The sequence below is a fragment of the Pedobacter indicus genome (assembly GCF_003449035.1).
GTDB lineage: Bacteria > Bacteroidota > Bacteroidia > Sphingobacteriales > Sphingobacteriaceae > Albibacterium > Albibacterium indicum.
The window spans coordinates 3,243,160-3,257,232 of the sequence record NZ_QRGB01000001.1 but is presented as its reverse complement, the minus strand read 5'-3'; the positions used below and the strand labels follow the sequence as shown (position 1 = coordinate 3,257,232).

Here is a 14,073-nt window from a genome sequence, read left to right as displayed (position 1 = left end):
CTTGTTTGCGTATCAGGGGATTAAGAAAATATATTGCATATACACAATGACATTATTAAAGAAAGAATATCTACTACTATATATATGAAACTTGTAACAAGAAATGATATTGAAAATTGGGCAGACACAGCTTTGTCGAAAAGTGATTTCCCATATTTAATTTCACTATTGGTGCGTGCTACTACACCCAAAAGTACCCAAATCAATTTCCCTTCTGGAAGTACATCTTATATTGGCGGTTGGGACGGAGAGGTATTTTGTCAAGAGGATACGGCTTATGTTCCAAAAGGAATCTCATTATATGAGTTTGGAACAGAGACACAACCCAAAACAAAAGCCGATAAAGATTATAATAAAAGGAAAGCCGACACTTTAGGTTATGATCCTAAAGAGAGTGTATTCGTTTTTATTACTCCTCGATTTTGGAAAGCAAAAGAAAAATGGATAAACACGAAGCGAGCTGAAAACTTTTGGAAAGATGTTAAAGTCTACGATTCATCAAATTTAGAACAATGGCTTGATATTGCCGTTTCGGTCTCAATGTGGTTCGCAGATTACTTAAGAAAGGCTCCAATTGATGGAATAGACACAGCGCAACAGTTTTGGAAGTATTGGTCAAAATTTAAAAGCATCGAATTGTTGCCACAGATAGTTACATCTGGTCGTGAAAGAGAGCAAGAAAATATTTTTAACTTTCTCGAAGATACCCCTAATATTACCTCGGTCAAAGCGGCATCAAAAAATGAAGCTATTGCGTTTATCATTGCGGCAGCAAAGCTTTTTCCTATTAATGAATCAGAACGCTTTTTTTCAAGGACATTAATTGTTAACTCTGAAGCGGCCTATAAAGTAGTATCAACAAATTTTGTGTCACCTCTTATTCTAATTCCAACTTTCGATAACAAATTACCAATGTTTTCTGCTGTTTCTAACAATCATCATGTTTTAGTTCCGTTGGGTGCTGATGACGAGTTTAACCAAGAAACAATCACTTTGCCAATTATCGACAAATTTGGCCAGGTGAAATGTTTAATCGATAGCGGTATCCCCGAAACTGACGCCGAAAAGTTTTCTCGAGAAGCGGGAAGAAACATCACTATCCTGAAAAAACTTCTTGGCTTTCCTCATAACAAAGCAAAATGGATGGAGAACGAAAACATTCGTGAAATTATCCCTGCATTACTAATTGGAAGATGGAACGAAACCTTTGTCGGTGACATCGAACTGATTGAAAAGTTGTCAGGTCAAAAATATTCTGAATATGTTGTTACGCTAAATAGATGGAAAAATTTTGAAGAATCTCCCATCATTCAAATTGGCGAGACTTGGCGATTAACTTCTCCGTTGGATTTATGGACAAATTTATCATCTTTTCTCACTCCCAAAGATTTTGAAGACCTTCAAGAATGTTTTGGATTAGCATTTAAAAATGGTAATCCAACGATTGAACCCGAAGATGAAAACAGCTTTTCTGCATATTTTTCGAAAAGGAAAAAATACTCTACATGGTCACGAGAAGGGTTGGTTCAGTCCTTAATTTTAATAGGAAGATTAAACGAAGTGAAAATTTCCAATCTAAAAAATCCTCAAAGTTTTGTTGATGCTTTAATATTTGACTTACTTGATAATGCAAGCGGAGAAATGTGGATATCAGTTGACCACGAATTACCGTTAATAGCAGAAGCATCACCCGAAAGTTTCCTGAATGCTGTCAACAAATCTTTAGTCAAAAAACAGCCTGAAATCATGGATATGTTTATGGAGGAAGATGGGTTCATTGATAAGACGAGTCATCATACAGGATTGTTATGGGCACTTGAAAGTTTGGCTTGGTTGCCAGAATATTTATTGGATTCGAGTTTGATTTTACTCACATTATCTCGGCTCGACCCGGGGGGGCGTCTGTCTAACAGACCATCAAACAGTATAGCCGAAATCTTTAAACCATGGCATTATCAAACACTTGCTTCATTTGATGAAAGAATGAAGGTTTTGAGATATATTACAGAAAAAGAAAAAAAGTCGGGCTGGTCTCTCTTGATAAGAATGTTGCCTGACCGTCACGGTATTGCACACCCAACTCACAAGATGCGCTGGCGTATATTTGATAAGAATATAAATTTAAGTTACACCTACGAAGAAATATGGAAAACTCATTCCGAAGTTATTGAAATGCTGATATCAATTTTCGATAACGATGAATTGAAATTTGCGCAACTCATAGAGGAAATTCCAAATCTCTCTTCACAAGATAGGAAGCGTGTATTAGAATGGGCAGAAAGTATTTACGAAAATGTTGAACAGATAGATTTTTTATCTTGGGAATCCATAAGAAAGATATTAAATCAACATAGATCTCATCCTGATACGGATTGGGCTTTACCTGGATCAGAGTTGGTTAGATTGGAAGCTCTTTATAACAAACTTCAGCCGACGGACATTATTAACAAGTATATTTGGCTCTTTAATGACCACTGGCCTGACTTTCCCGAGGGATTTAAATATGTGGAAAATGATTATAAGGAACGACATGTACAACAGCAAAACCGTATTAATACTGAAAGAGAAAAAGCTATAATTATTCTTCGTGAGGAATTAGGTTTAAGTAGAACATTAGATTTGCGTAAAAAGGTTAAAGAGCCGTGGCACTTAGGTAGTGCTTTAGCTGGCATCATTTCCACTCAAGACGAGGTTTTAAAAGTTTGTGAATGCCTATACGATGATAAAAGCACCATAGGCTTTATTCATAATTTTATTTATCAAAAATCTCGCCATGAAGACTTTAATTGGGTGAAATCATTGATTTTGGATTTACAAGAACATGGTTATAGTAATATAGCGATATCCAATGCTTTAATACCACTAAATCAAAACCAACAATTGTGGGATTTCATTGCATCTTTGAATGAAGAAATTGAGAATGAATATTGGGAAAATGTCAACCCAAATTTTTACGGAGTGTCCGAGAGCGAAATAACGTTTGGGATAAATAAGCTTCTAAAATACAAGCGTTTCTTTTCTGCTATTGATGTTTCTAATCACTTTATAGAAAAACTACCAAGTAATCTTCTTTCCGAAATGCTTTTTAAGTCGGGAACAGAAGAGTCGAATGAAGCACCACGATTTAAAGGATATGAGATTGAACGGATTTTTGAAGAACTTGATAAACGAAAAGATATCGATAAATCCACACTAATTAAATTAGAATGGCTATTTCTACCAATCTTAGATTCGTATGGTACGAGAAGAAATCCTAAAGTTTTGGAAGAAGAACTGACTAACAATCCAGAATTTTTCATCGAAATTTTAAAATGGGTTTATCTACCAAAAGATAGAGCAGTACTGGAGAAAGAAAGGGAGGGTATTTCCGACGATTTTATCCAAAACAGAGCGAAACAAGCCTATCATTTACTTCATTCTTGGAAAAAAATACCGGGTATGAAAGAAGACAAATCCATCGATACAACAACATTGCAAGAATGGGTTCTTAAGGTAAGACAATTGGCAAAAGCAGTTGATAGATTAGAAGCTGCCGATTCCGAAATTGGAAAGATATTGGCTCAATATCCCGAGAATTTTCCTGAGTGGCCACAGGAGGTAATATTTCAAACCATTGAGGAGATAAATACCCGTAGTATTAAAAGTGGTTATTCTACGGCTATGTTCAACAAAAGAGGTTCTACCACAAGAGGCCCTTACGATGGAGGAAATATCGAGCGAGCAAAAGCCCGCTACTTCGAAAAATTAGAGACAGATTTCCAGTACAAATACCCAAATGTCGCTGAAATTTTTAAACACATGAAACAACGATATTTGGAGGACGCAAAGAGAGAAGACGAGGAAGCCCAACGTAACAAGTTAGAGTACTAAAATCAAAATTTTCGAACCTTTGACATCTGTTTAGGTTTAGGTCGGTTGACCTCTAAATCATTCTGATATGGACTGTCTTTCAATTGATTCAACCGTCTTAAATCTTCCAAAAAAGAGTTCGAGTTCTGTACCAGCGGGTTCACTTGATGGGACAAGTCTAAAAAAGATAGACTTGTCCCATTTTCTTTGCCTTGTAACTTGTTATTATTCTGATAGATAAGAGTAATCGCAGAATTTAATTTCGGAGTTCGATGTCTTGTTCCGTAAAATTTCAAAAAATCGGGGAACATCGAACTCACTATAAGCCTTTTTTCCTCAATATCACCGTTTTCAAAATATCTATCCATGTTTGCGACCTTTTTTAAGGTAGATGCTACCAAGTCCTTAATTTCCGTCCCATTACAGCATAGGCTTTGAGAGTTAAATTCCAATCTGCTTTAACAAAGTGTCTGTGCTTAGCAGCCATCAATTGTCCTATATCATCAACAACGGTTTTCAGCAATTTTTTTTCCAGTTCATCAATTCGTTCCGGGTGGAGCGAGCTAAAGAACTGTTATTGGATCCGAAAATGATGCCGGCTTTGAAATTTTTAAAGAGCTGCCGGTGGATGCAGCGAAAAAATGTATCGCGCATTGGGATATTGAAAACAATGTAGATTATATCAATACCCTCAAAATAAAATATAGTTGGGGTAAATTTGACCTTAGCGGTAGACTTGGATGCGCGTGATGAAAATATCCCTGAGCGATTTGAAATTACCAGAACTTATATCTCGAATATTATACCTAAAATCAAACGATTGGCGGAAGAATTGTATTTGATTAAACAGTTGTTGGGCTTGCTTGTTTTTTCTAAAAGAGCAGGTATGAAGGAAGCTAGCATCAAGGTTTTGGTTATTTTGGGGCATCCCCGTAAAGACAGCTATAATGCGGCCTTGGCCGAATCCTATGTGGCAGGGGCAAAGGCAGCTAGGGCGCATGTGGAATTCCTACATCTGGCTGATCTTCACTTCGATTTGCATGTTCAGATTCCTTCCCCGCAGGATCAACTTGAAGAGGAGGATCTCAAGGAGGCCAAGCGATTGATAAGATGGGCGGATCATCTTGTTTTTGTCTATCCGACCTGGTGGGGAAATATGCCCGCTTTATTAAAGGGTTTTATCGATCGAGTATTTGTTCCTGGATTTGCCTTTTACGAGATTCAGCCGGATGCCTTTAAAAAATTGCTCCGCCCAAAAACTGCCCAGTTGATCATTACCATGGATACGCCTGTATTGATAGACCGTTTGATTAATGGAGCACCTTCGAGAAGATCGTTAGAAAATGCTACCTTAAAATTCTGTGGTGTGAGTCCTGTAAGGAGTATGCTGATCAGTCCGGTAAAGCACTCTTCTGATGAAAAGAAGGAGGAGTGGCTTACCAAGGTCTATCATCAAGGAAAATCGCTTGAAAATGGCGTACTGACTCCTTGGGAAAAGTTGATGGATCAGATCATGCCCTGGATCAAGGCGATTCGATTGCAATTCTATCCCATGACCTTCTTTGCCTATGCTATTGGTGCTTTTTTATTTGCAGAACTAGCAGGGCCTATTAACCCTTGGATTTTCGTATTGGGATATCTTGTTTTATTTTTGATCGAGGTGATCACGGTTTTCAGTAACGATTATTTAGATCGGGAAAGCGATCGGTTGAATAAACATTTCAGTACATTTTCTGGGGGATCGAGGGTATTGGTCGATGGTGTGTTGAGTGAAAAAGCTTATACCAATTCCTTGAAATATCTGTTAGTAGTATTGGCGGTTCTCTGTGTGTTCATGGGCATATTCGCTATTGCTTCCGTTATGCATGTTTTGTTGGTTACTGTCCTCATGTTTTTTATTGCGGTTTCTTATACAGCCGCGCCTTTAAGTTTTTCCTACAATGGCTGGGGCGAGATTGTGGTGGGAGTTACGCATAGTTTTGCCGTTATTATCTGTGGTTTTGTTTATCAGGGTGGAGCGTTGAATAATATTTATTCTTGGGTGGTTGGTATTCCCTTGTTCTTTTCCATTGTTCCGGCGATTATAATGGCTGGAATACCTGATCATGATGCCGACCGAGCTGCTGGAAAAGGAACCTTGGTGGTTAGGCTTGGAAAGGTGAGGGCGACCAATTTGGCGGGGATTTCCGTCTTGTTGTCCATGAGTTCTGTCCTGCTTTTGAAGAAGGATGTGCTGTTGAATAGGATTTATTCGGATATTATTTATACAGCCTTTTTGCACGGTGCCTGGTTGTTATATTTACTTTACCAATACATCAATAAACCAGAAAAACCTGATCGTATTGATGGCATTATGGGCATTGCACTTATGTATATCCTTTGGTATACTTTAGTGCCTTTTTTTAATCTTTTATAAAGTTTCAAATTTTGAAATATTATTAAGATTCCAAATGAACCGATATTTTTTAATTTTCCTCCATTGAATTTCTGTTGTTGGCATTGCAAATGGTCAAGATACAATTCCATTTAAGCTAAATGATCATTATAATATTTTGGTCAAGGCATTGATCAATGAAAATGACTCTGCTGATCTCATATTCCAGATTTCTATGCAGGAAGCCTCATTGGCACCTAATCGGGAGCGGAAAATGAGTTCAGATAAGTTTTACGTAGCATACTTTCCTGGCTTTCAGACTGTATCGCTTGATCTTTTAGATTTATCAATTTTTAATGAGGAAAATCGTCTCAAATCTTCTAACAAAGAGTTTGAGTTCTGTACCAGCGGGATCACAAAAGGCGCTAGAAATAGCGCCTTTTTGCATTAAACGAGTCTGTCTAATGCGATTTTTACGGATCAATTCCATCTTTATCATCTACTCATGTCGAATGGTTCATCATGAAATAATATTCATGTCGAAAAATGGTTGTTTTTTCACCATTACTATAACCGCCTCGATGTTGGACTTGAAAGTATAATGATGTACCTGTCAGCAACATTTTTACAGGTAGGTGAAAAGTTATGCGCAGGGATTTAGTGTTTTTTAAAGTACGACCTAAAATTGATGTGTCGCAGCAATAAAGAAGAGCAACAAAAAAGAAGGCGCCCTTTCCGAGCGCCTTCTTCATATAAACCAACCTAGAAAGTATTATAATTCATAACCTGGTGTTTGCGTCAATTTCGGATCATTGTTAAGTGTCGTAACGTCCACCGGCCACAATACTTTGTGTGAATCTCCGGTGGTTAGTACCGGAACTTTACCATAATCCAAGGTTGAAGAGAATACCAGCGGTTTTCCGCCAGCATCTTGTAAGCGCAATACATCAAACCAACGTTTATTTTCAAAAACAAATTCCTTGTCACGTTCATACAAGATAGCTAGTTCATTAGCTGCGTAACCTTGGTTAGTATAAGCATGTACGGCAGCATTATAATCCGAACCATAAGCTCGCTGACGAATTTGATTGATGTAAGAAGAGGGGTCTCCGCCTTTTTTATTTTCTACTTCTGCAAGCATTAGCAGCACGTCGGCATATCTGTATACAGGAATATCGTCTGCATATACGCGGTTTCCGTTGCTGTTAATCAGTCCTAAAAATTTCCTTAGAATCAGTCCGCCATTGATAGCCTCTCCGCTCGAATTTTTGTCATAAAAATCAAGAAAGGTTGCTTCTTTCCGCTTATCTAGATCGCTGTAGCTTTCGAATAGGTCAAAATAATATTCATTCCTAAGCAAACCATTTCCTTTAAGCTGTAAGGTATCTCCCATCACTTTGCCATCTTTGTCATACTTTACGCCAATAAATACGTTGTCTGAATACACAAACTGACTTACGTTATTCGTCGCTTCATTATCCATGAAGCGTAAAGAGAAGATGATTTCGCTATTACCTTTTTGATTATAAGAGAAGACATCGTTAAAGTTCGATTGTAATGAAAATTGGCCTTTTACTTCGTTTAATGCTGCTTCCGCTGTTGACAAATCGCTCGTTGCCGGAGTTTGATCTCCAGTAGTTACCTTAGCTGACCAAAGATAAACTTCAGCTTTTAACATTAAGGAGGCAAATTTTGACCAATGAGATTTGTTTCCACCTATTGTTTGGTTTGATCCAAATTGATTGATCGATTTTTCTACATCGTTTTTAATGAAATCCAATGTTTCCTTCGGACTGGATCTTTCTAGGTATAGAGGCTCCGCTGTTCTAGTACCTTCTAGTACCTTTGTGTCAGTAGCGAGCGGCACACCGCCATAGGTACGGTATAACCAGAAATAATAGAATGCTCTGATGCCGTATAGTTGTCCCAGGTAATAACCACGACTTTCATCTGAAAGAAACGGGCATTCATTTTCTACTTTGTCGATTCCAAGGTTAATATTTAAAATCTGTCCGTACAGGCCTCCCCAAGAGGCTATGCCAGTTTTATCTTTGGTGAAATCTTGGTCTTTTATTGGGCTCGAATAGTTCAAGCTAGTTGCAGTAGATGAAACACCATCTTTTTGCAGTCCGCCACGAGCTTCGCCCATTACCCAAAAAGTTGTACTTAAATTTCTCATTTGGCTGTGCATGCCGACAACAAAGCCTTCTACCTGAGCTTCATTGTTCCAGAAGTTCCCACTTCCGTAATAATCCTCAGGTGCTAGGTCAAGTGAGTTACATGATCCAAGGCCTGCCGACAGACAGATGAGGACGACTATATACTTAAATATTTTCATGATTTTATGTTTTTTGATTCAATAATCGAATAGCTAACTAGAATTTAAGGCTCAATCCAAAAACAATTGTCCGCGGCAATGGGTATCCACCGCCTACATTTCCGCCTACTTCTGGCGAATACATTTTTGATTGAGAGATGTAACCAAGGTTTTGTCCTGTAACTGATACCTCAATGTCCGAGAATCCTTTGATTTCCAGTAGACTTACCGGAACCGCGTAAGACAAAGATACTTCTCTGAACGATAAATAACTTGCATCGTAAATAAACATAGAAGTATTACGCGCATAGTTTCTTTTGCCGAGTTGGTCCGCCCAGGTGTAAGTTGGGTATGGTGCATTTACGTTTTCCGGAGTCCAGGTGTCTTTCGTTTCCACCAAAGTATTAAATGAACCTTGCATCATCCCCATAAACCACGGCATAACGACATCGACTTGTTTGAACCCAAGTGCATAATCCAATCGGGCAGATAGCGTCAGGTTTTTCCACCGAACATCGGTACTGAATCCACCAAACCATTTTGGAGTTGTATTGCCAATATAGACCATATCAAAGTTATCAATGGTTCCATCTCCATTTACGTCTTTCCAGTTAACATCACCGGGTTGGATCGGTAAGCCCGAACCTCTTTCCGCGTCGCTCATCGAATTCCAAAGATTAGGGCCATATAGCCTACGGCCGTTACTTCCGTTGTTACCTGAAGTCATGTCAATTCTGTTACCAGCTATTCTTTCAACTTCGGCCTCATCTTTAAATATTCCTAAAGCTTCAAAAGCCCATAACCCTCCGGGAGTTTGCCCTTCCTGATATCCACCAACCCAAGTCAGCTCACCCGTTCCTGGGTCATATACTTGATATGCACCTTGGCGGTTATTTTCTAAACCATTATCAGGAAGCTTTTCGATTGTGTTTTTATTGTACGCGATGTTTGCATTGATGTTCCATGTTATATCGTCTCTCCGTAACACGTTGAACCCTAAGTCAAGTTCAATTCCCTGATTGCGGAATTCACCATTATTCGACCTGATGCCGGAAATTCCTGATGTAATAGGCAGTGGGATGGAAGCATATTTGTCTACCGTCAAACGGTTATAATAAGTCACGTTTGCATTAATTGTGTTTTGCAAAAAGCCCATGTCAACACCTACCTCAAATGTCTGCGAACGCTCCCATTTCAGACCCGGGTTAGGTATACTTCCGATAACATATCCAACTTGGTTATTGTACATCGTTGATCCATATGAACCTTGTAGTTCATAAGCGCCAATGCCGGAAACATTTCCATTTAGACCATAGCTAGCGCGTAGCTTTAAAAAGGATAGAACATCGCTATGTTCACGCATGAAGTCTTCCTGAGATAGAACCCATCCGGCTGACACACCCGGGAAAAATCCCCAACGGTTGTCTCCTAGCAGTTTGGAATAACCATCTTGGCGGGCTGTTAGCGATAATAGATACTTAGCTTTGTAATCATAATTGACACGACCAAAAAAGGATAAAATTCGCTCTCTTACATGATAGCTGTCAATATTTCTTCTTCCTTCATCGCTTGAAGTTAAGGCGAGGTCCGAAAAGTCGTCTGTAGGTGCACCTGATCCACTTGCAGACATTCCTTTTTGATATGCATCGTAAAATTCAGCACCGGCTAGTGCGTCGATTGAATGCGCCTCATTAATAATCGTGTTGTAATTTAGAACCCCATTGTAGGTTTGAGAGCGCGTTCTAGCAAAGCTGGCTGAAGAGTTTCTCGATGTGTTGACGTTCCCCGGACTAGCCAGATAGTCTTTGTTGAATGATTCATAAAAACCTTCGTCATACATCCAGTTTGCATTCAAGTTAAAGCTCAATCCTTTATATATATCGGCTTTAAAGCTTTGTATGATGGTAAACTTATCGGTTTGGTTGTCTCTCTTAAATTTATCAATATTGTACAAAGGGTTACCATCACCACTGTTCGTTCCCAACAATAATTCTCCATTTGCATTATATTCACGCTGGGTTGGCGGTGCGCTTTGCATCCGGGCAAAATAATTTGCCTCTGATGTATTGGTGATATCGTACCATCTTGCATTGTTAAAGTTCAATGAAGTGCTAGACTTTAACCAATCCTTAACTTGGTAGTCTCCGTTGAACAGAACTGTTAGTCTTTTGTACCAGGTCTTTGCGGGGCTTCCTTCTGCATCTTGATAGCCAATTCCCGCATAATAGTGTCCTTTGTCGCTACCGCCACTCATTGCAATGTTATAATCTTGCGTGAGTGCCGGATTTTCGAATGCGGTTGACGATCTATCAAATTCAGAGTATATAATTTCCTCTCCCGTTATTGGGTCGGTCATTGATTGCCATCCTTGATTTAATAAAAATCTCAAATTCTCGGTAAGTCGCATCGGGCTCCAAATAGCCTGACCAGTTTTGTTCCCATCAAGAGGGTCTCCATTATCATCAAAATACCTGTTACCAAGACCGAAAGGTTGGGCACCTTCCAAGTTTGCTTGGACACCGGCTCCATGGCCTGTCCACGCACCACTGCTATTCTGAAAAACATGCCCTGAATTGTAAACACCTTGTCTTACCCAAGTTAAATAGTCTTTCGCATTCATAAAGTCATAAGGGGTATTCATGTAATTTAGACTCATACGGGTCTTTACCGTAATGTCAGACACTCCTGTCTTACCTTTTTTAGTTGTTATCAAAAGTACCCCATTGTTAGCCCTGGCACCGTAAAGTGCTGTTGCGCCAGCATCTTTCAATACTTCCATAGAAGCGATGTCCTCTGGGTTTACATCACTAATCCCACGAACCTGTCCGTCGATCAATACCAAAGGGGACCCCGAGCCGTCAAGGTTTGTTCCTCCACGTAAGACGATTGATGGTACGGCACCAGGTTTACCAGATGATTGAACAACTTTTAAGCCTGATACGGCTCCTGATAATGCCTGTGCAGGATTTGAGAAAACACCTTTCTCAAAGGTTTCAGCCTTGACCGTCGCAATTGAATTCGTCAACTTCGAACGTCGTTGTGTACCGCCATATCCCGTGACGACAATCTCATCTAACTGTTTTGAATCTGACTTTAATATCACGGTAACTGAAACCTCATCAGAAAGGATAAGCTCTTGAGATTCGAAGCCGATATAGCTAAAAACAAGAACATCACCGCTTTTCGCTTCAATCCTGAAGCTGCCCGCTTCGTCGGTTTGTGTTGTTCGCGATTGGTCTTTTACCTGAACCGTAACGCCGGGCAAAGCAATTTCTGTCTGGTCCTCAATGACCCGACCTTGATAGGTTACTGTCTGTGCAAACAGCGAACCCGTAAAAAAAAGCATTAGTACCATTAATAATGCTTTAAAAATTGTAAACCTTTTACTCATGATTAATCAATTTAGGTTAGTATTATGTATAACTTAATCAAAAGTAAATCATTGAATTCATTAATAAAAATTTTTTAACATTTTATTTCTTTTTTTTTTAACATGAAAGTGACATGGTTTTATATGCTATCCAAATAGTGTATATTGAAGTGCAGACGAAAATATCATTATTGAAATAGACCCTAAGGAGATGATTAAAGACACAACAAATAGTAAACATTATTATTGGGGAGATGCTTGCGACGGATGGCATTTGGTGCAAACCGATTCACTAAGTATTATCCAAGAAAAAATGCCACCTGGCTCATCAGAAAACTTACATTATCACACTAGCGCTCAGCAGTTTTTTTATATCCTAAAAGGAACTGCGGTATTCGAAGTCGAAAATGAAATATTTGAGGTGAAGGAAGGGCAGGGCTTTCATATACTTCTAAAACAGACACACCGTATTTTCAACAAATCCGATAAGATGCTCGAATTTATCGTCATATCCGAACCTAAATCACACGGAGACCGGATTGATCTATAGGCGTTGCATAATCTTTTGTTTCGCTAAATTATTTTAAATTTATCCTTTTATCGCCCTAAATTTTAAAAGATGAGAAATACGATAAAAGTGATAACCTGTTTCATGTTGTCCTTTGCAGCCTGTAATAATCCCCAGGATGATCAAAACAAAGCCGAGGATGGCACACTTTTACCCATCGAAGAAGCAATTTTAAAAGACAAAAACAGCTTTTATTATATCGATGTTGACCAATATGAAACCGATGATGCAACATTGCCCATCGGGGTTTTTGATTCAGGAACCGGAGGTTTGACTGTTTTAGATGCCCTGGTTCGATATGATGAGTACGAGAATGAGAGTCGGGGAGCCGGTTCGGATGACAAACCAGACTTCAGTACAGAAAAGTTTATTTATCTGGCAGATCAAGCGAATATGCCTTATGGAAACTATTACGCAGAAGGAAAAAGCGATTTACTACTTGAGCATATTATCAAAGATGCGCAGTTTATGCTGGGTAGTAATTATTATGAAAATGCGAAAGCTAAAACTGCAAAGAACGATAAACAGCATATCAAAGCACTGGTCATTGCTTGCAATACAGCCACAGCCTATGGTCAGGAACACATCGATGCATTCATTGAGAAATCAGGATTGGATATTCCCGTCATTGGAGTTATCAACGCCGGTTCACGTGGTACACTGAGTCATTTTGACGCAGACGAAGATGGATCAATTGCAGTCTTCGCAACGGTGGGGACCATCGCATCAAAAGGTTATGAAAATACCTTGAAAGAAATGAAAGAGGAGTTAGGTTATACGGGTGATATTCAAATTTACAATCAAGGTGGGCATGGTGTGGCAGAGGCGGTAGATGAAGAGCCGGATTTTATAGATCGTACGGCTACCGGACCACGAGACGATTATCGGGGACCTTCACTGGACAATAAGGACTATCAGATTGATCGCACCTTGATGGATGTGTATAATTTTGATTTTGATCATCACAAGATGTTGTGCGATTCAAAGAATACGGATGATTGTGAGATTCTCCAGATTAACTCGTCTGAGAATTATGTACGCTATCATCTGGTTTCATTGATGGAACAGTTACGAAATAATGCAGACGCGAAACCTTTGAAAGCTCTTGTGTTGGGTTGTACACACTATCCTTACTTACGGTCGGAAATAAACGAAGTGCTTGCTGAATTATATAACTACAAGAGAAATGGTAAGTACATCTACCGCGACCTGATGGATGATCAGATCGAAATCATTGATCCGGCAGAATATGTGGCTAAGGAATTACACGCAGCGCTAAAAGCGAAAAATCTATTTAATGAAAACAGCAGCATGGCTCAAAGTGAATTTTTTATTTCAGTTCCGAATATTGACAATGAAAATACAAAGTTAGAGGGTACCGACCGTTTCACATACGACTATAAATATGGACGTAATGCCGGTGAAATTCAGGAATATGTAAAAGTAGTGCCTTTTAGTAAAGAGAATATTTCTGATGATATCCTGAACCGTCTGAAAAGCTCCATCCCAGAAACATTCAAATTAATACAGTCCTTTAGTGCTAACAGCGATAAGGTTACTAATCTCGCTGATCAAAATAAAATACGATAATCTAA

8 protein-coding genes are annotated in these 14,073 nt (G+C 39.0%); 5 read left to right on the top strand and 3 right to left on the bottom strand.

Annotated features, from left to right (window positions below):
* The first annotated feature begins 84 nt into the window (after positions 1–84).
* On the top strand, positions 85–3,870 hold the full coding sequence (locus tag D3P12_RS14290) for a hypothetical protein (RefSeq protein ID WP_118196611.1): 3,786 nt from the start codon (positions 85–87) through the stop codon (positions 3,868–3,870).
* Positions 3,871–3,872: 2 nt separating this feature from the next.
* Here D3P12_RS14290 and D3P12_RS15620 read toward each other — a convergent pair whose 3' ends face one another.
* Positions 3,873–4,217: a hypothetical protein gene (locus tag D3P12_RS15620; protein WP_245977463.1), complete on the bottom strand. Its 345-nt coding sequence runs from the start codon at positions 4,215–4,217 to the stop codon at positions 3,873–3,875.
* A 350-nt stretch (positions 4,218–4,567) separates the two neighbouring features.
* Between D3P12_RS15620 and D3P12_RS14275 the strand changes: the two genes are divergently transcribed.
* Together D3P12_RS14275 and D3P12_RS14270 are read left to right on the top strand one after the other, a co-directional pair.
* The gene (locus tag D3P12_RS14275; protein ID WP_157970364.1) at positions 4,568–6,265 is read left to right on the top strand and encodes an NAD(P)H-dependent oxidoreductase; all 1,698 of its coding nucleotides are present in this window, start codon (positions 4,568–4,570) and stop codon (positions 6,263–6,265) included.
* A gap of 136 nt (positions 6,266–6,401) precedes the next feature.
* Positions 6,402–6,674, top strand: coding sequence for a hypothetical protein (locus tag D3P12_RS14270; RefSeq protein ID WP_118196606.1), 273 nt, complete (start codon positions 6,402–6,404; stop codon positions 6,672–6,674).
* Positions 6,675–6,995: 321 nt separating this feature from the next.
* Here the strand turns inward: D3P12_RS14270 and D3P12_RS14265 are convergent, their stop codons facing one another.
* Positions 6,996–8,561 carry a RagB/SusD family nutrient uptake outer membrane protein gene (locus D3P12_RS14265; RefSeq protein WP_118196604.1) on the bottom strand — a complete coding sequence of 522 codons (1,566 nt, stop codon included), beginning with the start codon at positions 8,559–8,561 and terminating at the stop codon, positions 6,996–6,998.
* Positions 8,562–8,598: 37 nt separating this feature from the next.
* Complete coding sequence (locus D3P12_RS14260) at positions 8,599–11,931, bottom strand: SusC/RagA family TonB-linked outer membrane protein (RefSeq protein ID WP_205941112.1); 3,333 nt, start codon at positions 11,929–11,931, stop codon at positions 8,599–8,601.
* A 190-nt stretch (positions 11,932–12,121) separates the two neighbouring features.
* Here D3P12_RS14260 and D3P12_RS14255 point away from each other — a divergent pair, with 190 nt between their 5' ends.
* The gene (locus D3P12_RS14255) at positions 12,122–12,460 is read left to right on the top strand and encodes a cupin domain-containing protein (RefSeq protein WP_118196599.1); all 339 of its coding nucleotides are present in this window, start codon (positions 12,122–12,124) and stop codon (positions 12,458–12,460) included.
* Between the two features lie 69 nt (positions 12,461–12,529).
* Positions 12,530–14,068 carry a glutamate racemase gene (locus D3P12_RS14250; RefSeq protein ID WP_245977462.1) on the top strand — a complete coding sequence of 513 codons (1,539 nt, stop codon included), beginning with the start codon at positions 12,530–12,532 and terminating at the stop codon, positions 14,066–14,068.
* Positions 14,069–14,073: the final 5 nt, after the last annotated feature.

Bases quoted from the DNA above. Each gene is read 5' to 3' on its own strand.
- D3P12_RS14255 (WP_118196599.1), top strand. From the start codon at position 12,122: ATGATTAAAGACACAACAAATAGTAAACATTATTATTGGGGAGATGCT.
- D3P12_RS14250 (WP_245977462.1), top strand. From the start codon at position 12,530: ATGAGAAATACGATAAAAGTGATAACCTGTTTCATGTTGTCCTTTGCA.
- D3P12_RS14265 (WP_118196604.1), bottom strand. From the start codon at position 8,561: ATGAAAATATTTAAGTATATAGTCGTCCTCATCTGTCTGTCGGCAGGC.
- D3P12_RS14260 (WP_205941112.1), bottom strand. From the start codon at position 11,931: ATGAGTAAAAGGTTTACAATTTTTAAAGCATTATTAATGGTACTAATG.
- D3P12_RS14290 (WP_118196611.1), top strand. From the start codon at position 85: ATGAAACTTGTAACAAGAAATGATATTGAAAATTGGGCAGACACAGCT.
- D3P12_RS15620 (WP_245977463.1), bottom strand. From the start codon at position 4,217: ATGGATAGATATTTTGAAAACGGTGATATTGAGGAAAAAAGGCTTATA.